Here is a 17,363-nt window from a genome sequence, read left to right as displayed (position 1 = left end):
ACCCGGGAATTTCACGCAGACCCCGACGCAGCGATGCCGCCGGCGTCGCGGCTGATCGCGCACCTCGACATGGACGCCTTCTACGCCTCGGTCGAGCTGCTGCGCCGGCCCGAGCTGCGCGGCCGCGCGGTGGTGGTCGGCGGCAGCCGCGCCCGCGCCGCGCGCTTCGAGGACGGCCACTGGCCGCGCCTGGGCGACTACGCCGGCCGCGGCGTGGTCACCACCGCGACCTACGAGGCCCGCGCCCGCGGCATCCATTCCGGCATGGGCCTGATGAAGGCCGCCGCGCTGGCGCCCGACGCGGTGCTGCTGCCGGCCGACTTCGACGAGTACCGGCGCCTGTCGCGCGCCTTCAAGGAGGCGGTGGCCGAGCTCGCCCCGGCGATCGAGGACCGCGGCATCGACGAGATCTACATCGACCTGAGCGCGGAGGCGCGCGCACACGAGCCGCTCGGCCACGATCCGCTCGGCGGCGCGCGCGCGCTGGCGCAGGACATCCGCAACAACGTGCGCGCCGCCACCGGCCTGAGCTGCTCGATCGGCCTGGCACCGAACAAGCTGCTGGCCAAGATCGGCAGCGATCTCGAGAAGCCCGGGGGCCTGACGGTGCTGACCGCCGCCGACGTGCCGCAGCGGATCTGGCCGCTGCCGGTGCGGCGCATCAACGGCATCGGCCCGAAGGCCGGCGCGCGGCTCGACGCGCTGGGCGTCCAGACCATCGGCGATCTGGCGGCCTGCGCGCCCGACTGGCTGGTCGAGCACTTCGGCCGCACGCAGGGGCTGTGGATGCACCGCAGCGCCCACGGCCTAGACGACCGCCCGGTGGTCACGCACAGCGATCCGGTGTCGATGAGCCGCGAGACCACCTTCGAGCGCGACCTGCATCCGCGCCATGACCGCGAGCAGCTCGGCGCCCTCTTCACCCGGCTGTGCGAGCAGGTGGCGGCCGACCTGCAGCGCAAGGGCTGGGTCGGGCGCACCATCGGCATCAAGCTGCGCTTCGACGATTTCCGCACCGTCACCCGCGACCTGACGATCGAGCTGCCGACGGCCGATGCCGCGCTGATCCGCCGCGCCGGCGGCCTGTGCCTGAAGCGCGTCAGCCTGAACCGGCGCCTGCGCCTGCTGGGCGTGCGGGTGGGCACGCTGTCGCGCGCCGATGCGCAGCCGCCGCGCCCGCGGCCGAAGCGCCCGCTCCCGGTGCCGTCGCCCGCGCCGGCGGACGCGCCGCTGACTCAGACGCTGCCGCTGTTTCCGGACGAGTCCTGAGCCGGCAGGTCCTCGCGCGCGGGCAGCCTCGCCATCCACAGCGCCACCAGCGCGCAGCAGGCCGCCGGCAGCCACTGCAGCCGCGGCATCGACCCGGCCGCCACGGCGGATCCGATCGCCATCATCGCGAAGGCCAGCCAGCGCGCCCGGCGCGGAATGGCGCGGTGACGGCGCCAGTCGCGCACCATCGGCCCGAAGGTGCGGTGCGACAGCAGCCAGCGCTCGCAGCGGGTGCTGCCGCGCGAGAAGCAGGCGGCGGCCAGCAGCACGAAGGGCGTGGTCGGCAGCAGCGGCAGGAAGATGCCGATCACGCCCAGCAGCAGCGCCGTCAGCCCGGCCGCCAGCCACAGCGCACGCACCCAGGTCGGGCGGCGCGGCAGCTCGACCTCGCCGGTCTCGTTCGTCGTCGGATTCACGGCTCAGGCTCTCCGGAAAGAAAAAACCCGCGTCCTCCGGCGAGGAAGACGCGGGTTCATCGTAACCCTTGGTGCCGACTATCCGAATCGAACGGATGACCTACTGTTTACAAGACAGTTGCTCTACCAGCTGAGCTAAGTCGGCGGGGAAGCGGATTGTAGTGAAAAAGCGCGGCCCGCGACGCGGGCCTGCGTCACGCCGCCGTCACTTGATCCGCTTCAGCGACGGACGCCCGCCGGCCGGCGGCGCCGGCGGCGGGCTGTCGTCCGGCGTCGTGTCCGCGGCGGCCGCATCGTCCGAAGGCTCGACCTCGGAGGACACCACCGCCGGCGCCAGGCGCAGCCCGCCCGGCACCGGAGCCGCGGCGACCTCGGGCGCCGCCGCCTCCTCGGGCTCGACCTCGGTCGGACCCTCCGGCACCGGGAAGGCCATGCCCTGCCCGTTCTCGCGCGCATAGATCGCGATCACATGGTCGATCGGCACGACGATGTCGCGCGCGACGCCGCCGAAGCGGGCCTTGAAGTCGATCAGGTCGTTGCCCAGGCGCAGCCCGCTGGTCGCGTCGAAGCTGATGTTCAGCACGATCTCGCCGTTGTTGACGAACTCCATCGGCACGCGCACCGACGAGTCGACATGGACCGCGATCAGCGGCGTGAAGCCGTTGTCGATGCACCAGTCGTGCAGCGCGCGGATCAGGTAGGGACGGGTCGAGGTGCCCTGGGAGTCTTGGTCGACGGACATGCGGACGGAGGCGTTCTGGAAAGGGACGATCGGCAGCGCGGACGCGCACTTACTTGCGCATCACCTTCTCGGACGGCGTCAGCGCCTCGATGTAGGCCGGGCGCGAGAAGATGCGCTCGGCGTACTTCAGCAGCGGCGCGGCGTTGCGCGACAGCTCGATGCCGTAGTAGTCCAGGCGCCACAGCAGCGGCGCGATCGCCACGTCGAGCATCGAGAAGTCGTCGCCCAGCATGTAGCGGTTCTTCTGGAAGATCGGCGCGAGCTGCGTCAGGCGGTCGCGGATCTGCGAGCGCGCGCGCTCCAGGTCCTTGTCGGTCGCCTTGATGCCGCCGCGGCCCTCGAGCGTGTTGACGTGCGTGAACAGTTCCTTCTCGAAGTTGAACAGGAACAGGCGCACGCGCGCACGCGCCACCGGGTCGCCCGGCATCAGCTGCGGATGCGGGAAGCGCTCGTCGATGTACTCGTTGATGATGTGCGATTCGTACAGGATCAGCTCGCGCTCGACGAGGATGGGCACCTCGTTGTACGGGTTCATCAGCGCGATGTCCTCGGGCTTGGCATAGAGATCGACATCACGGATCTCGAAGTCCATGCCCTTCTCGAACAGGACGAAGCGGCAGCGATGCGAGTAGGGGCAGGTGGTCCCCGAGTAAAGCACCATCATGGCAGGGAGTGCTCCTTGACTGGGCGGGATCCGAAAAGATCGCGCAGAAAAAGAAAATCGCGCAGAGGCATCAGAGCACCTCTGCGCGGCGACGCCACGCCCGTGGCATGGCGTCAGGGCGGACCGGATCTTACTTGACGTCCTTCCAGTAGGCCGCGTTCAGGCGCCAGGCGATGAACGAGAACATCGCCAGGAACAGCAGCACGCCGGTGCCGAGCTTGACGCGGAAGCCTTGCGCCGGCTCGCCCATCCACTGCAGGAAGGCGACCAGATCGCCGACCGCCGAGTCGAACTCCTGCGGCGACAGCTTGCCCGGCTTGATCTGCTCGAAGGTCTTGAACTCGTGCATGACCTTGTTCGGATCATGCGGGTCCTTGACCTCCTCGAACACCGCGGTGCGCGGCCCCTGCAGCTCCCACAGCACATGCGGCATGCCGACGCTCGGGAAGGCCAGGTTGTTCCAGCCGGTCGCCTTGGTCTCGTCGCGGTAGTAGGTGCGCAGGTAGGTGTACAGGTAGTCCGCACCGGTGCCGTTGTGACCGGCACGCGAGCGCGCGATCACCGTCAGGTCCGGCGGCGTGGCGCCCAGCCACTCCTTGGCCTGGCGCGGATCCAGGGCCACCGTCATCGTGTCGCCGACCTTGTCGGTGGCGAACATCAGGTTGTCCTTGATCTGCTGCTCGGTCAGGCCGATGTCGCGCATGCGGTTGTAGCGCATGAACGCGGCGGCGTGGCAGTTGAGGCAGTAGTTGACGAACAGCTTGGCACCACGCTGCAGCGCGGCGGTGTCGTTGAGCTTCTCGACCGGGAACTTGTCCCAGGCGATGCCGCCGCTGGAGGCCTGGGCCGGCGCGACGGCGGCCAGACCGGCCGACGCCGCGACGAGCAGGGAAGCGATGAACTTTTTCATGGTTGTCTGTGCTCCGTGTCGTGGGCTCGCGCTCAGTGCGGCTTGAAGGTCACGCGATCCGGGACCGGCTTGCATTGGCCGATCTGGCTCCACCACGGCATCAGCAGGAAGAAGCCGAAGTAGAACAGCGTGCCGACCTGGGCGACCAGCGTGCCCATTTCCGACGGCGGCTGGATGCCGAGGTAGCCCAGCACCAGGAAGAACACGACGAACACGGCGTACAGGGCCTTGTTCCAGCTCGGGCGATAGCGGATCGACTTGGCCGGGCTGCGGTCCAGCCAGGGCAGGAAGAACAGCAGCACCACGGCGCCGCCCATCACGACCACGCCCCAGAACTTCGCGTCGAAGATCTTCAGCAGCGCGCAGGCGACCAGCGCGCCGACCAGCACGGCCAGACGGCCCTTGGCCGGCAGGTTGCCCTTCAGGAAGGTCACGACGCCGGCCAGGCCGATGATGCCCACCAGCACGTTGATCATCACGTCGGTGGTGGCACGCAGCATCGAGTAGAACGGCGTGAAGTACCAGACCGGCGCGATGTGCGGCGGGGTCTTGAACGGGTCGGCCGGGATGAAGTTGTTGAACTCCAGGAAGTAGCCGCCGAACTCGGGCATGAAGAACACCACCGCCGAGAACGCCATCAGGAACAGGCTGACGCCGAAGATGTCGTGCACCGAGTAGTACGGGTGGAAGGGAATGCCGTCGAGCGGCAGGCCGGTCTTCGGATCCTTCTTCGCCTTGATCTCGACGCCGTCCGGGTTGTTCGAGCCCACTTCATGCAGCGCGATGATGTGAGCGGCGACCAGGCCGATCAGGATCAGCGGCACGGCGATGACGTGGAAGCTGAAGAAGCGGTTCAGCGTCGCGTCCGACACGACGAAGTCGCCGCGGATCAGCAGCGCCAGGTCCGGACCGACGAAGGGCACGGCGGCGAACAGGTTCACGATCACCTGCGCGCCCCAGAAGGACATCTGGCCCCAGGGCAGCAGATAGCCCATGAAGGCTTCGGCCATCAGGCACAGGAAGATCGCGCAGCCGAAGACCCAGACCAGCTCGCGCGGCGAGCGGTAGGAGCCGTAGATCAGGCCGCGGTACATGTGCAGGTACACGACGATGAAGAACGCCGAGGCGCCCGTCGAGTGCATGTAGCGGATCAGCCAGCCCCAGGGCACGTCGCGCATGATGTACTCGACCGAGGCGAAGGCCAGGCTCGCGTCGGGCTTGTAGTGCATCACCAGGAAGATGCCGGTGACGATCTGGATCACCAGCACCAGCAGCGCCAGCGAGCCGAAGATGTACCACCAGTTGAAGTTCTTCGGCGCGTAGTACTCCGACATGTGCTCCTTGTAGAGCTTCGATGCCGGGAAGCGGTTGTCCACCCAGGTCAGCAGCTTCTCGCCTGCCGAGGCTCCCGGAGGAGCGACTTTGAATTCAGCCATGTTCGACCTCAGTTCCTTCAAGCCTTCTTGTCTTCACCGATCAGGATCTTGGTGTCCGACAGGTACATGTGCGGCGGGACCTCGAGGTTGTCCGGGGCCGGCTTGTTCTTGAACACGCGGCCCGCGAGATCGAAGGTCGAACCGTGGCAGGGGCACAGGAAGCCGCCCTTCCAGTCGTCCGGCAGCGAGGGCTGCGGACCGGCCTGGAACTTGTCAGACGGCGAGCAGCCCAGGTGGGTGCAGATGCCCAGCACGACCAGGTATTCCGGCTTGATCGAGCGGTTGCCGTTGTGGGCGTAGTCGGGGATCGGATAGGCCGTGCGATCCGACTTCGGATCGGCGAGCTGGCCCTCGATGGTCTTGAGCGCGGCCACCTGCTCGGGGGTGCGACGCACCACCCACACCGGCTTGCCGCGCCACTCGACCGTGAGCTTCTCGCCCGGCTTGAGGCCGCTGATGTCGACCTCGACCGCGGCACCGGCGGCCTTGGCACGCTCGGACGGCGTGAAAGTGCTGACGAACGGCACGGCGGCCGCCAGGCCGCCTGCGGCGCCGGCGCAGCCCGACGCGATCAGCCACGTCCGCTTGGCCTGGTCGACTTGCTGGTCACTCATGGGATTCCTCGGAAAAAAGTCCGGTCTGAGAGGGGGACAACCCCTAATTCTAGCCCACCGAGGAGGGGCTTCTCCACATCTGGCAACAACCGGCCCTGCACCGGACGCCCCCAAGCTGGGGCAAAAACAACACGTCCGGACCTAGCCCAAAGATTGTTTGACGCGCGCTCCCAGGCGGGAATACTTCACGCAGCGTAACGGCATGTTGCCGCGCGCTGACTCACGGCTGACAAATACCCTGCAACCCATCCGCGCACAGGAGAAAACACATGGGCATGATGTCCGAGTTCAAGGAATTCGCTCTCAAGGGCAACGTGATGGATCTCGCCGTCGGCGTGATCATCGGCGGCGCCTTCGGCAAGATCGTCGACTCGGCGGTCGGTGACGTCATCATGCCGATCGTCGGCAAGATCTTCGGCGGCCTGGACTTCAGCAACTCCTTCATCCCGCTGGCCGGGCAGACCGCCACGACGCTGGCCGAGGCCAAGAAGGCCGGCGCGGTGCTGGCCTACGGCAACTTCATCACCATCCTCATCAACTTCGTCATCCTGGCCTGGATCATCTTCATGATGGTCAAGGGCATGAACTCGCTCAAGCGCGCCGAGCCGCCGGCGCCGCCCGCTCCGCCGGCCCCGACGCCCGAAGACGTGGTGCTGCTGCGCGAGATCCGCGACGCGCTCAAGCGCTGATCGCCGGTCGCACCGGCGACGGCATCCCCGCTGCAGCCTCGCAGCCTCCCGGCCGGGTGGTCACGTCGCCCGGCCGCGGTCTTTTTCCGCCCTCTCCTTCGCCTCCCCTTGCCCCTTGACGGACCCCGCCGGACCGCGCGGGCTCGCGCGTTGGCACGACGAGACAGACACTGTGTCGTACCAATGTAACTTTTGCATTTGAAGTCTGTCCCTATTACTGTGGCACTGCTTTGCTCGGTAATTTGTCACAACATCAGGGGGTATCGTCGGCATGGAATCGGCATCCCTTTCCCTCCGCCACGGCTTCGGCATGGCGGTCATCGACCCGATCCGTCAATCGGCGAATGCCGCGAGTGACACGGAGGACGGCCTCTGCGCCGACACCGGTCTGTCGCCGCTGCAGCGGCTGCGCACGCCCGTGTGGATCTACGACATCGACCACGGCCGCATCGTCTGGGCCAACCCGGCCGCGCTCGGCCTGTGGTGCAGCGACGATCTCGAGGAGCTGCGACGGCGCGACATGGCGCGCGAGATGTCGCCGGCGATCGCGCAGCGCCTGCTCCAGCTCCAGCACGACTTCCACCTGCACGACCGCAGCTGCACCGAGCTGTGGACGCTCTACCCGCGCGGCATGCCGCGCACCGTCGACATCGTCTGCAGCGGCTGGCCGCTCGAGGACGGCCGCATGGGCATGCTGTGCGAGGCCGTCGGCGAGACGATGACCGACGCGGTCACGCTGCGCAGCGCCGAGGCGATGGTGCACACGCCCGTCATGGTCACGCTCTACAGCGTGCGCGGCCGCGCGCTCTACCGCAACCCGGCCGCCCGCGCGACGGTCGATCATCCGGACGCGGGCGCACGCAGCCGGATGATCGACCGCCGCGAGCTGCGCCAGCTGGTCGAGCGGCTGCACCGCTCGGGCCAGGCACGCGCCACCGCGCAGGTCAACACCAGCCTGGGGCCGCGCTGGCACGACATCTCGGTGCGGCTGTGCCGCGATCCGGTCGAGGGCCGCCAGGTCTTCCTGGTCAGCGAGATCGACATCACCGAGCTCAAGCAGGCCGAGGCGCGCGCGCACTGGCTGGCGATGCGCGACACCCTCACCGGCCTGCCCAACCGCAGCTTCGTCTCGCGCGACTTCCAGCAGCGCCTCGACGGCCTGCACGCCAGCGGCGGCGAGGCCGCGCTGATCTTCATCGACCTCGACCGCTTCAAGGCGGTCAACGACTCGCTCGGCCACGACATCGGCGACCGGCTGCTGGTGGAGATCGCGCAGCGCCTGTACGCGACGCTGGAGACCGACGACCTGGTCGCGCGGCTCGGCGGCGACGAGTTCCTGGTGCTGGTGGCCAACCGCGACGGCGACATCGAGCGCCGCACCCGCCAGCTGGTGCGCCGGCTGCAGGCCGAGCTGGGCCGCACCGTGATGATCGGGCGGCTGCAGATGCAGGTCACGCCGTCGATGGGCATCTGCCGCTTCCCGCGCGACGGCCACGACATCGAGGCGCTGCTGCGCAACGCCGATCTCGCGCTCTACCGCGCCAAGCAGGGCGGACGCAACGGCGTGGGCTGGTTCACCCCGGAGCTGGTGCGCATCGCGCGCGACCGGGTGCAGCTCGAGCAGGACCTGCGCATCGCGGTCGAGCGCCACCAGTTCGAGGTCTTCTACCAGCCGCGGCTGCACGTCGGCAGCGGCCGGCTGCTCGGCGCCGAGGCGCTGGTGCGCTGGCGCCATCCGCGCCGCGGCCTGGTGCCGCCGGACGTGTTCATCGGCCTGAGCGAGGACACCGGGCTGATCCGCGCGATCGGCGCGATGGTGCTCGAGCAGGCGGCGCGCCAGCAGGTGCTGTGGCAGTCGCAGGGGCACCGGCTGCGCATCTCGGTGAACCTGTCGCCGCGCCAGTTCGGCGATCCGGCGCTGCTCGACACCATCGAGCGCATCGTGCGCGACACCGGCTGCGACCCGCAGCAGCTCGAGCTCGAGATCACCGAGTCGGTCATGCTCGGCCAGGACGAGTCGACCGCGCAGGCGATCCAGAAGCTCGCGCTGATGGGCTTCCGGCTGGCGATCGACGACTTCGGCACCGGCTACTCCAACCTCGCCTACCTGCAGCGCTGCCCGATCAGCACGCTGAAGATCGACCGCTCGTTCATCGCCGGCGAGCATGGCGTCAGCCCGCTGGCGCGGCTGGTGATCACGATGTGCCGGATGCTGGGCATCGAGACGGTGGCCGAGGGCGTCGAGACCGAGGCGCAGCTCGACTGGCTGCGCGCGCAGGACTGCGACGAGTACCAGGGCCACCTGTGCAGCCCGGCGCTGCCGGCCGACCAGTTCGAGCGGCGCATGCTCGAGCCGGTCAGGCCCGCCTGAGGGGCGGCCCTCAGCCGCCCAGCACCGCGGCGATCGCCTCGGCGGTCGGCTCGACGTTGCCCGAGTTCAGGCCCGCCACGCACATCCGGCCCGAGCGCACCAGATAGACGCCGTGCTGCTCGCGCAGCACGTCGACCTGCTCGGCGCTCAGGCCGGTGTAGCTGAACATGCCGCGCTGGGTCAGGAAATAGCTGAAGTCGCGGCCGGGCACGCGCGCGGCCAGCACGTCGTGCAGGCGCTGGCGCATCTGGCGGATGCGCTCGCGCATCGCGTCGAGCTCGGCGACCCAGGCGGCGTGGAGCGCCGGCTCGGCCAGCACCCGCGCGACGATGCGCGCGCCGTGCGTGGGCGGGCTGGAGTAGTTCTTGCGCACCGCCACCTGCAGCTGGCCGGTCACCAGCGCGGCCTCGGCCACGGTCGGGCAGACCACGCTCAGGCCGCCGACGCGCTCGCCGTAGAGCGAGAAGCTCTTCGAGAAGCTGTTGGCGACGAAGAAGGCCAGGCCCGCGTCGGCCAGCATGCGCAGCGCGAAGGCATCCTCGCGCACGCCGTCGCCGAAGCCCTGGTAGGCGATGTCGACGAAGGGGATCAGGCCGCGCTCGACCATCACCGGGATCAGCTCGGCCCACTGCGCCGCGCTCAGGTCGACGCCGGTCGGGTTGTGGCAGCAGGCGTGCAGCAGCACCACCGAGCGCGAGGGCAGCGCGCGGATGGCCTCCAGCATCGCGTCGAAGCGCAGGCCGCCGGTGGTCGCGTCGTAGTACGGGTAGGTGTTCACCGGGAAGCCCGCGCCCTCGAAGATCGCGCGGTGGTTGTCCCAGGTCGGGTCGCTGATCCAGACCTGCGAGGCCGGGAAGTACTTGCGCAGGAAGTCCGCGCCGACCTTCAGCGCGCCCGAGCCGCCCAGCGACTGGATCGTCACCGCGCGGCCGCTCGTCACCACCTCGTGGTCGGCGCCGAAGAGCAGGTGCTGGATCTGGGTGCGGTACTCGGTCAGGCCGGTCATCGGCAGGTAGCTGCGCGGACCGATGGACTGCAGCAGCGAGCTCTCGGCCTCGCGCACCGCCTGCATCACCGGCAGCCGGCCGGCGTCGTCGAAGTAGATGCCGATCGACAGGTTGATGCGGCCCGGGCGCGGGTCCTTCTGGAAGTTCTCGTTGAGCGTGAGGATCGGATCGCCCGCGTAGGCGTCGACGTGTTCGAACATGGATGAGGCTCCTGCCGGGGGAGAAATGCGAGGAAAAGGAGGTGCGAGATTATCGGCCGCGTCCGGCAGGCCCCGCACATCGGCGACCGATCGTGCAATCTGGCGCACTCCCCATGGGTACCACGCCGTATTGAGGGGGGTGCATCACCTTGACGCTGAGCAAGCCGCTTCGAAGAATCGGACTGTTACGAAGTGATCCAAGGAGTACCAGTGATGTCCGTTCCGCAGCGCCTTGCCCTGATCGGCCTCAGCGCGTTCGAGCGCCGCACGCTGGAGAGCTTCTTCCGGCTCGACGCGGGGCGCCCCGGCTTCGAGATCGTCGACGACCTGCCCGACTGCGACTGGATCATCGCCGACGGCGAGCGCGCCGACACGCTGCGCCAGGTGCGCCGGCTCGACCGGCTCGAGGACACGCTGCTCGTCGGCTCCCCGGTCACGGCCGGCGAGGACACGCCGCGCTGCGCCGCGCGGCTGCCGCGGCCGATCGACGCGCTGGCGCTGCGCCGTGCGCTCGACGAGCTGGTGGCCCGCCGCCAGGCACGCCAGCAGCGCCCCGGCGCGCTGCTGCGCCTGCCGCCCTCGCCCGGCCATCAGCGCCAGGCCGCGCTGGCCGACCGCGAGGTGCACGACTTCCATGCCAGCTCCGGCTTCAGCAACACCGTGCTGGCCGAGGGCGACCTGCGGCTCGAGCGCATCCTGGTCGTCAGCGCCAGCCCGGCCGAATGCCGGCTGCTGCGCGACACGCTGATGCCGCTGGGCTACCGGGTCCACCTGAGCCGCAGCGCCGGCGAGGCCGAACGCATGACCGCGCTGGCCGGCTACGGCTTCGTCTTTCTCGGCGTCGGCCAGGGCGGACCGGCCGGCTTCCAGCTCGGCCGGCGCATCAAGCGCCAGGCGGTGCCGGGCGGCGGCAGCATGCCGGTGGTGGTGGCGCTGGCGCCGCGCGGCTCGGCGATCGAGCGCATCCGCGCGACCTTCGCCGGCTGCGACGCCTTCCTGACCACACCGCTCGACGAGCAGGAGCTGCTGCACCTGCTGGCGCGGCACGACCGCACCTTCGAGCGCGTGTTCCAGCCGACGGCGCTGATGACGCCGCTCGAGCTGCGCGCCTGAGTCTCCTCGGGCCGCGGCGCTCAGTGGTGCCCGGCGTCGCTGCGCGCGATGTCGAGCAGGCGCTCGACCTCGGCGCGGTGCGTGACGGTGTTGCGCTGGTGCCAGCGCCCGATCAGTCCCATCGTGCCGGCCACCAGCAGGCCGAAGATCGTGATCGCGCCGAAGGCCGACAGGCCGCCGCGCGTCATGCCGGTGTAGAAGGCGCCCAGCGCCAGGATGCAGGCCTGCTCGTTGAAGTTCTGCACCGCGATCGAGCGGCCGGCGCCCATCAGGTTGTGGCCGCGGTGCTGCAGCAGCGCGTTCATCGGCACGACCAGGAAGCCGCCCAGGCCGCCCAGCACGATCAGGAAGGGCGCGGCGAGCCAGACGTTGTCGATCACGTTCATCAGCACCACCAGCAGGCCCATCGCCACGCCCAGCGGGATCACCCGGGTCGCGTGCTCGAGGCGCATCATGCCGGAGGCCACCACCGCGCCGACCGCGGTGCCGATCGCCACGACCCCGACCAGCGAGGAGGCCTGCGTGGTGCCGTAGCCCAGCGCCGCCGCGGCCCAGGCCAGCACGATGTAGCGCAGGTTGCCCGACACGCCCCAGAACAGCGTCGTCGTCGCCAGCGAGATCTGGCCGAGCTTGTCCGCCCACAGGCGCGTGTTGCACTCGGAGAAGTCGCGCACCAGCGCCATCGGCTGCGCGGGCAGCGGCTGCAGCGGCGCGTCGGTGCGCGGGATGTAGAGGTTGAAGACCGCCGCGGTCACGTACAGGATCACCAGCGAGGCGATCGCGCTCTCGGGCGGCGTGTCGATGCCGGTGTCCAGGCCGGGCAGGTCCAGCGCCAGCAGGTGCGGCGCGATGTGCGGCCCGATCAGCTGGCCGCCCAGCAGCACGCCCAGGATGATCGAGCCGATCGTCAGGCCCTCGATCCAGCCATTGGCCTTGACCAGCTGGGACGGCGGCAGCAGCTCGGTGAGGATGCCGTACTTGGCCGGCGAGTAGGCCGCCGCGCCGAGCCCGACCACCGCGTAGGCCGCCAGCGGGTGCGTGCCGAACAGCATCAGCAGGCAGCCAAGGATCTTGATGCTGTTCGAGAAGAACATCACCTTGCCCTTCGGGATCGCGTCGGCGAAGGCGCCGACGAAGGGCGCCAGGATGACGTAGAACAGCGCGAACATCGGCACCAGCGCGGCACGCTGCCATTCCGGCGCACCGGAGGTCCGGAGCAGTTCGACCGCGGCGACGAACAGGGCGTTGTCTGCCAGCGAGCTGAAGAACTGCGCAGACATGATGGTGTGAAAGCCTTTTTTCATCCGGAAGTCGACGCGCTGCTCTCTGTGTTCTGACGGGACGGGATCGGGTGCGGCGCGGTTATAGCACGCTGCACCGGCCGGTCCCAGGCGGCAAGCCCTCGTGGCGCGGGGGGCTCGCTGGCACAATCCGGCGATCATGCCCCGTCCGATCGAAGCCCTCGTCCATCCCGACGCCCTCGCCCTCAATCTCGCCACCGCACGCCGGCGCGCACCCGACGCCCGGCTGTGGGCGGTCATCAAGGCCAATGCCTACGGGCACGGCATCGAACGCATCTGGCCCGGCCTGCTCGGCGCCGACGGCCTGGCGATGCTCGACCTCGACGAGGCGCAGCGGGTGCGCGACCTGGGCTGGCGCGGCCCGGTGCTGCTGCTCGAGGGCTGCTTCGAGCCGCGCGACCTGGAGCTGTGCTCGCGGCTGAACCTCTGGCACGTCGTGCACTGCGACGAGCAGATCGACTGGCTGGCCGCGCACAAGACGCACCAGCCGCACCGCGTCTTCCTGAAGATGAACAGCGGCATGAACCGCCTGGGCTTCACCGCGGCGCACCTGCGCAGCGCCTGGGCGCGGCTGGACGCGCTGCCCCAGGTCGACGAGATCTCGCTGGTGACGCACTTCTCCGACGCTGACGGCCCGCGCGGCGTCAGCCATCAGGTCGAGGCCTTCGTCCAGGCCACCCGCGACCTGCCGGGCGAGCGCTCGCTGAGCAACAGCGCGGCCATCCTGCGCCATGCGGCCGCCGCCGACGTGCGCGCCGACTGGGTGCGCAGCGGCATCCTGAGCTACGGCAGCGCGCCCGACTTTCCCGAGCACGACATCCATCACTGGGGCCTGGTGCCGGCGATGACGCTGCGCTCGCGCCTGATCGCGGTGCAGCAGCTGCAGCCCGGCGACAGCGTCGGCTACGGCAGCCGCTTCGTCGCCGAGCGCGCGATGCGCATCGGCATCGTCGCCTGCGGCTATGCCGACGGCTATCCGCGCCTGGCCGCCAGCGGCACGCCGGTGCTGGTCGACGGCGTGCGCACCGGCACCGTCGGCCGGGTGTCGATGGACATGCTCGCGGTCGACCTGACGCCGGTGCCGGCGGCCGGCTTCGGCAGCGAGGTCACGCTGTGGGGCCACGGCCCGCGCGGCACGCGGCTGTCGATCGACGAGGTCGCGCACGGCGCCGGCACCATCGGCTACGAGCTGATGTGCGCGCTGGCCCAGCGCGTGCCGGTGCGTGTCGCCGAACTCCCGGCCGCGGCATGAGCGCCCGTCCTTCCGGCCGCCCCGCGGTGCACGGCCCGGTCTCGCGCCTGGTCCACTGGAGCGGCGCGCTGCTGACGATCGTGCTGCTGGCGCTGGGCCTGATCATCGACGACGTGGTGACCGAAGGCCCGCTGCACCGCCGGCTCTCCGCCTGGCATTACGGCCTGGGCATGCTGAGCCTGCTGCCGCTGCTGCTGCGGGTACAGTGGAGCGTGCTGACCGCGCTGGGCCGGCGCCGGCCCGAGCCGCTGTCGCCGCCGGGGCTGCAGCGCTGGATCGAGCAGGGCGTGCATGCGGCGCTGCTGGCGGTGCTGATGGTCATGGCGCTGACCGGGCCGCTGATGTTCTGGAGCGAGGGCGAGCCGATCCATGTGCTGGGCTGGTTCTCGGTGCCCTCCCCGATCGAGGCGAACGCGGCGCTGCACCACTACAGCGGCCGGCTGCACGATGTCGGCGCCAAGCTGATGCTGGCGCTGCTGGCGCTGCATGTGGCCGGCGCGCTGCGCCACGGCCGGACCTCGCTGCGCCGCATGGCCGGCTGAGCGACGGAGCGGCCCGGCCGCATCGCTGACGCCGGGCTGACGGCACCCGGCACGACTGGTGCAAGATGGGAGGCATTCCACCACCGGGACCTCGCGGTCCGACCTACCCATGGATCTCCCCTCCCACCAGCTGACGATGACGGTGCTGATGACGCCCGACATGGCCAACTTCTCCGGCAACGTGCACGGCGGCACCATCCTGAAGCTGCTCGACCAGGTCGCCTACGCCTGCGCCAGCCGCTATGCCGGCCGCTACACCGTCACGCTCAGCGTCGACCAGGTGATGTTCCGCCAGCCGATCCACGTCGGCGAGCTGGTCACCTTCCTGGCCAGCGTCAACTACACCGGCACCTCGTCGATGGAGATCGGCGTGAAGGTCGTGGCCGAGAACATCCGCACCCAGGTCGTGCGCCACGCCAACTCGTGCTTCTTCACGATGGTGGCGGTCGGCGACGACGGCAAGCCGGTGCCGGTGCCGGCGCTGCGCCCGTTCAACGCCGAGGAGAAGCGCCGCTGGGCCAATGCCCAGGCACGGCGCGAGCTGCGCACCGAGATGGAGCAGCGGCTGCGCGCGGTGCGCACCCAGCCGCCCGCGCCCGCCGCCGGCCCGGCGGACTCGGGCGGCTGAGACACGGCTCCCGCGCCGCTCAGCCGGCGCGGCGGAACAGCGCCAGGAACAGGCCCGCGGCCACGAACAGGCCGCCGAAGCTGCGGTTCATCCAGCGCAGCTGGCGCGGCGAGCGCAGCGCGCCCAGCACCCGCGAGGCCAGCGCGACATAGCCGGCCATCACCACCAGATCGGTGAAGGCCAGCGTCAGCGCGATCGTCAGGTACTGGGCCGCCAGCGGCTGCGACGGATCGACGAACTGCGGCACCACCGCCAGCAGGAAGACGGTGCCCTTCGGGTTGACCGCGTTGATCATCCAGCCGCGCAGCACCAGCCGGCGGCGCGGCAGGTTCTCGGCCTGCGGATCGAGCTCGACCAGCGGGCGCGCCGGCGCGCGCCACTGCTGGATGCCCAGCCAGACCAGATAGGCCACGCCCAGCCATTTCAGCATCGAGAAGGCCCAGGCCGAGGTTGCCATCAGCGCGCCCAGGCCGACCGAGACGACCAGCACCTGGGTCCAGATGCCCAGCACCAGCCCGATGACGATGGCGTAGCCGCGCCAGAAGCCGTGCCCCATGCCGGCGCTCATCGACGCCACCGCGCCGGGTCCGGGAGACAGGCTGATGGCCCAGCAGGCCGCGAAGAAGGTGATCCAGGTCGAGAAGTCCATCCTGGATTTGTAGCATGCCCCGTCGGGGAATGGTGCACGGCGACAATCGCGCCATGGCCCGCGACAAGACGATCTACACCTGCCGCGACTGCGGCGGCACCAGCCCGAAGTGGCTGGGCAAGTGCCCGCAGTGCAATGCGTGGAACACCCTCGACGAGACGGTGGCCGAGCCGACCGCCGCGGCCGGCGCCGCCGGCCGCAACACCCGCTTCCAGGCGCTGGCCAAGAGCCAGCCGGTGGCCACGCTGGCCGACATCGAGGCCGCCGAGGTCGCGCGCACGCCCACCGGGCTGGAGGAGCTCGACCGGGTGCTCGGCGGCGGCATCGTCGAGGGCGGCGTGGTGCTGATCGGCGGCGACCCCGGCATCGGCAAGAGCACGCTGCTGCTGCAGGCGGCCGAGGCGCTGTCGCGGCAGATGAATGTCCTCTATGTGACCGGCGAGGAGTCCGGTGCGCAGGTGGCGCTGCGCGCGCGCCGCCTCGGCCTGGAGGGGCTGCAGCTGCGCCTGCTGGCCGAGATCGGGCTGGAGCGCATCCTGGCCACGCTGGCGGCCGAGCAGCCGGCCTTCTGCGTCATCGACTCGATCCAGACGCTGTTCTCCGAGCAGCTCACCTCGGCGCCGGGCTCGGTCGCGCAGGTGCGCGAGTGCGCCGCGCAGCTCACCCGGGTGGCCAAGTCGACCGGCTGCACCATCGTGCTGGTGGGCCACGTCACGAAGGAGGGCGCGCTGGCCGGCCCGCGCGTGCTCGAGCACATCGTCGACACCGTCCTCTATTTCGAGGGCGACACCCATTCGAGCTTCCGGCTGGTGCGCGCGATCAAGAACCGCTTCGGCGCGGTCAACGAGATCGGCGTGTTCGCGATGACCGACAAGGGCCTGAAGGGCGTGACCAACCCCAGCGCCATCTTCCTGTCGACCCAGGGCGAGCCGGTGCCCGGCGCCTGCGTTCTGGTGACGCTGGAGGGCACGCGGCCGATGCTGGTGGAGATCCAGGCGCTGGTCGATTCCGGCGGCCCGAGCCCGCGCCGGCTCAGCGTCGGCCTGGACCGCGACCGGCTGGCGATGCTGCTGGCGGTGCTGCACCGCCACGCCGGGGTGTCGTGCGCCGATCAGGACGTGTTCGTCAACGCGGTCGGCGGCGTGCGCATCGGCGAGCCGGCGGCCGACCTGGCGGTGCTGCTGGCGATCCAGAGCTCCTTGCGCGGGCGCGCCCTGCCCAAGGGCTTCATCGCCTTCGGCGAGGTCGGCCTGGCCGGCGAGGTGCGCCCGGCCCCGCGCGGCCAGGACCGCCTGAAGGAGGCCGCCAAGCTCGGCTTCTCGGTCGCGCTGGTGCCGCGCGCCAATGCACCGAAGAAGGCGATCGAGGGGCTGACGGTGCATCCGGTCGACCGCATCGAGCAGGCCATCGAGATCCTGCGGACGCTGGACTGAGCGCGCCACGCCCGCCGAAGGCTGAGGCTTTTCTTAGAGCGTGTTCACGATCCCGACTGCCCTGAAAATGCGGGGATGCCGACGAGAAAAGCCTACGCGAGTGACATCAGCCGAGAGCGGTTTGCGG

The 17,363-nt window shown here is 70.0% G+C and carries 17 protein-coding genes and 1 tRNA gene; 8 read left to right on the top strand and 10 right to left on the bottom strand.

Features of this window, described 5'->3' with window-relative positions; all coding sequences use genetic code 11:
- The first annotated feature begins 33 nt into the window (after positions 1-33).
- Entirely contained in the window at positions 34-1,269 is a 1,236-nt protein-coding gene (gene dinB / locus HNQ01_RS21260) for a DNA polymerase IV (protein ID WP_173807520.1), read from the top strand.
- Here dinB and HNQ01_RS21255 read toward each other — a convergent pair.
- The 7 genes from HNQ01_RS21255 to petA form a co-directional block, all read right to left on the bottom strand.
- A complete protein-coding gene (locus HNQ01_RS21255) occupies positions 1,236-1,649 on the bottom strand; it encodes a YbaN family protein (protein WP_217427647.1) in 414 nt (137 codons plus the stop codon). The two genes, dinB and HNQ01_RS21255, sit on opposite strands and share 34 nt — an antisense overlap.
- A gap of 105 nt (positions 1,650-1,754) precedes the next feature.
- Positions 1,755-1,830 (bottom strand) — tRNA-Thr (locus HNQ01_RS21250).
- A 60-nt stretch (positions 1,831-1,890) separates the two neighbouring features.
- Positions 1,891-2,427 carry a ClpXP protease specificity-enhancing factor gene (locus HNQ01_RS21245; protein ID WP_173807518.1) on the bottom strand — a complete coding sequence of 179 codons (537 nt, stop codon included), beginning with the start codon at positions 2,425-2,427 and terminating at the stop codon, positions 1,891-1,893.
- A gap of 49 nt (positions 2,428-2,476) precedes the next feature.
- Positions 2,477-3,091 carry a glutathione S-transferase N-terminal domain-containing protein gene (locus HNQ01_RS21240; RefSeq protein WP_173807517.1) on the bottom strand — a complete coding sequence of 205 codons (615 nt, stop codon included), beginning with the start codon at positions 3,089-3,091 and terminating at the stop codon, positions 2,477-2,479.
- Between the two features lie 130 nt (positions 3,092-3,221).
- Positions 3,222-4,001 carry a cytochrome c1 gene (locus HNQ01_RS21235; protein ID WP_173807516.1) on the bottom strand — a complete coding sequence of 260 codons (780 nt, stop codon included), beginning with the start codon at positions 3,999-4,001 and terminating at the stop codon, positions 3,222-3,224.
- A 32-nt stretch (positions 4,002-4,033) separates the two neighbouring features.
- Positions 4,034-5,437 carry a cytochrome b gene (locus tag HNQ01_RS21230; RefSeq protein ID WP_173807515.1) on the bottom strand — a complete coding sequence of 468 codons (1,404 nt, stop codon included), beginning with the start codon at positions 5,435-5,437 and terminating at the stop codon, positions 4,034-4,036.
- Between the two features lie 17 nt (positions 5,438-5,454).
- On the bottom strand, positions 5,455-6,051 hold the full coding sequence (gene petA, locus HNQ01_RS21225) for a ubiquinol-cytochrome c reductase iron-sulfur subunit (protein WP_173807514.1): 597 nt from the start codon (positions 6,049-6,051) through the stop codon (positions 5,455-5,457).
- A 269-nt stretch (positions 6,052-6,320) separates the two neighbouring features.
- Here petA and mscL point away from each other — a divergent pair, with 269 nt between their 5' ends.
- Together mscL and HNQ01_RS21215 are read left to right on the top strand one after the other, a co-directional pair.
- Positions 6,321-6,740 carry a large conductance mechanosensitive channel protein MscL gene (mscL, locus tag HNQ01_RS21220; protein WP_286181061.1) on the top strand — a complete coding sequence of 140 codons (420 nt, stop codon included), beginning with the start codon at positions 6,321-6,323 and terminating at the stop codon, positions 6,738-6,740.
- Between the two features lie 271 nt (positions 6,741-7,011).
- Positions 7,012-9,111: a putative bifunctional diguanylate cyclase/phosphodiesterase gene (locus HNQ01_RS21215; RefSeq protein WP_173807513.1), complete on the top strand. Its 2,100-nt coding sequence runs from the start codon at positions 7,012-7,014 to the stop codon at positions 9,109-9,111.
- A gap of 10 nt (positions 9,112-9,121) precedes the next feature.
- On the opposite strand, the gene HNQ01_RS21210 is transcribed toward HNQ01_RS21215, so the two are convergent.
- A complete protein-coding gene (locus HNQ01_RS21210) occupies positions 9,122-10,318 on the bottom strand; it encodes an amino acid aminotransferase (RefSeq protein WP_173807512.1) in 1,197 nt (398 codons plus the stop codon).
- Between the two features lie 213 nt (positions 10,319-10,531).
- Here HNQ01_RS21210 and HNQ01_RS21205 point away from each other — a divergent pair, with 213 nt between their 5' ends.
- Positions 10,532-11,431: a response regulator transcription factor gene (locus HNQ01_RS21205; RefSeq protein ID WP_173807511.1), complete on the top strand. Its 900-nt coding sequence runs from the start codon at positions 10,532-10,534 to the stop codon at positions 11,429-11,431.
- 20 nt (positions 11,432-11,451) lie between these two features.
- Here the strand turns inward: HNQ01_RS21205 and lplT are convergent, their stop codons facing one another.
- Positions 11,452-12,735 (bottom strand): lysophospholipid transporter LplT, encoded by a 1,284-nt coding sequence (gene lplT / locus HNQ01_RS21200; RefSeq protein ID WP_173807510.1) that lies wholly within the window; start codon positions 12,733-12,735, stop codon positions 11,452-11,454.
- Positions 12,736-12,871: 136 nt separating this feature from the next.
- On the opposite strand from lplT, the gene alr reads away from it, so the two are divergent.
- The 3 genes from alr (at position 12,872) to HNQ01_RS21185 (ending at position 15,154) form a co-directional block, all read left to right on the top strand.
- Complete coding sequence (gene alr / locus HNQ01_RS21195; RefSeq protein WP_173807509.1) at positions 12,872-13,984, top strand: alanine racemase; 1,113 nt, start codon at positions 12,872-12,874, stop codon at positions 13,982-13,984.
- Positions 13,981-14,526 carry a cytochrome b gene (locus tag HNQ01_RS21190; protein WP_173807508.1) on the top strand — a complete coding sequence of 182 codons (546 nt, stop codon included), beginning with the start codon at positions 13,981-13,983 and terminating at the stop codon, positions 14,524-14,526. The genes alr and HNQ01_RS21190 overlap by 4 nt, the downstream gene beginning before the upstream one ends.
- Before the next feature lie 109 nt (positions 14,527-14,635).
- A complete protein-coding gene (locus HNQ01_RS21185; RefSeq protein WP_173807507.1) occupies positions 14,636-15,154 on the top strand; it encodes an acyl-CoA thioesterase in 519 nt (172 codons plus the stop codon).
- Between the two features lie 19 nt (positions 15,155-15,173).
- On the opposite strand, the gene HNQ01_RS21180 is transcribed toward HNQ01_RS21185, so the two are convergent.
- Positions 15,174-15,803 (bottom strand): LysE family transporter, encoded by a 630-nt coding sequence (locus HNQ01_RS21180; protein ID WP_173807506.1) that lies wholly within the window; start codon positions 15,801-15,803, stop codon positions 15,174-15,176.
- 53 nt (positions 15,804-15,856) lie between these two features.
- Here HNQ01_RS21180 and radA point away from each other — a divergent pair, with 53 nt between their 5' ends.
- Positions 15,857-17,236: a DNA repair protein RadA gene (radA, locus tag HNQ01_RS21175; RefSeq protein WP_173807505.1), complete on the top strand. Its 1,380-nt coding sequence runs from the start codon at positions 15,857-15,859 to the stop codon at positions 17,234-17,236.
- Positions 17,237-17,363 lie beyond the last annotated feature (127 nt).

It is taken from the genome of Sphaerotilus uruguayifluvii, from assembly GCF_013294065.1.
GTDB lineage: Bacteria > Pseudomonadota > Gammaproteobacteria > Burkholderiales > Burkholderiaceae_C > Sphaerotilus > Sphaerotilus uruguayifluvii.
The sequence above is the reverse complement of the archived record's forward strand: the minus strand, read 5'-3'. Positions and strand labels throughout refer to the sequence as shown.

Bases quoted from the DNA above. Each gene is read 5' to 3' on its own strand.
- dinB (WP_173807520.1), top strand. From the start codon at position 34: ATGCCGCCGGCGTCGCGGCTGATCGCGCACCTCGACATGGACGCCTTC.
- HNQ01_RS21245 (WP_173807518.1), bottom strand. From the start codon at position 2,427: ATGTCCGTCGACCAAGACTCCCAGGGCACCTCGACCCGTCCCTACCTG.
- HNQ01_RS21240 (WP_173807517.1), bottom strand. From the start codon at position 3,091: ATGATGGTGCTTTACTCGGGGACCACCTGCCCCTACTCGCATCGCTGC.
- HNQ01_RS21235 (WP_173807516.1), bottom strand. From the start codon at position 4,001: ATGAAAAAGTTCATCGCTTCCCTGCTCGTCGCGGCGTCGGCCGGTCTG.
- HNQ01_RS21230 (WP_173807515.1), bottom strand. From the start codon at position 5,437: ATGGCTGAATTCAAAGTCGCTCCTCCGGGAGCCTCGGCAGGCGAGAAG.
- petA (WP_173807514.1), bottom strand. From the start codon at position 6,051: ATGAGTGACCAGCAAGTCGACCAGGCCAAGCGGACGTGGCTGATCGCG.
- mscL (WP_286181061.1), top strand. From the start codon at position 6,321: ATGGGCATGATGTCCGAGTTCAAGGAATTCGCTCTCAAGGGCAACGTG.
- HNQ01_RS21215 (WP_173807513.1), top strand. From the start codon at position 7,012: ATGGAATCGGCATCCCTTTCCCTCCGCCACGGCTTCGGCATGGCGGTC.
- HNQ01_RS21210 (WP_173807512.1), bottom strand. From the start codon at position 10,318: ATGTTCGAACACGTCGACGCCTACGCGGGCGATCCGATCCTCACGCTC.
- HNQ01_RS21205 (WP_173807511.1), top strand. From the start codon at position 10,532: ATGTCCGTTCCGCAGCGCCTTGCCCTGATCGGCCTCAGCGCGTTCGAG.
- lplT (WP_173807510.1), bottom strand. From the start codon at position 12,735: ATGAAAAAAGGCTTTCACACCATCATGTCTGCGCAGTTCTTCAGCTCG.
- alr (WP_173807509.1), top strand. From the start codon at position 12,872: ATGCCCCGTCCGATCGAAGCCCTCGTCCATCCCGACGCCCTCGCCCTC.
- HNQ01_RS21190 (WP_173807508.1), top strand. From the start codon at position 13,981: ATGAGCGCCCGTCCTTCCGGCCGCCCCGCGGTGCACGGCCCGGTCTCG.
- HNQ01_RS21185 (WP_173807507.1), top strand. From the start codon at position 14,636: ATGGATCTCCCCTCCCACCAGCTGACGATGACGGTGCTGATGACGCCC.
- HNQ01_RS21180 (WP_173807506.1), bottom strand. From the start codon at position 15,803: ATGGACTTCTCGACCTGGATCACCTTCTTCGCGGCCTGCTGGGCCATC.
- radA (WP_173807505.1), top strand. From the start codon at position 15,857: ATGGCCCGCGACAAGACGATCTACACCTGCCGCGACTGCGGCGGCACC.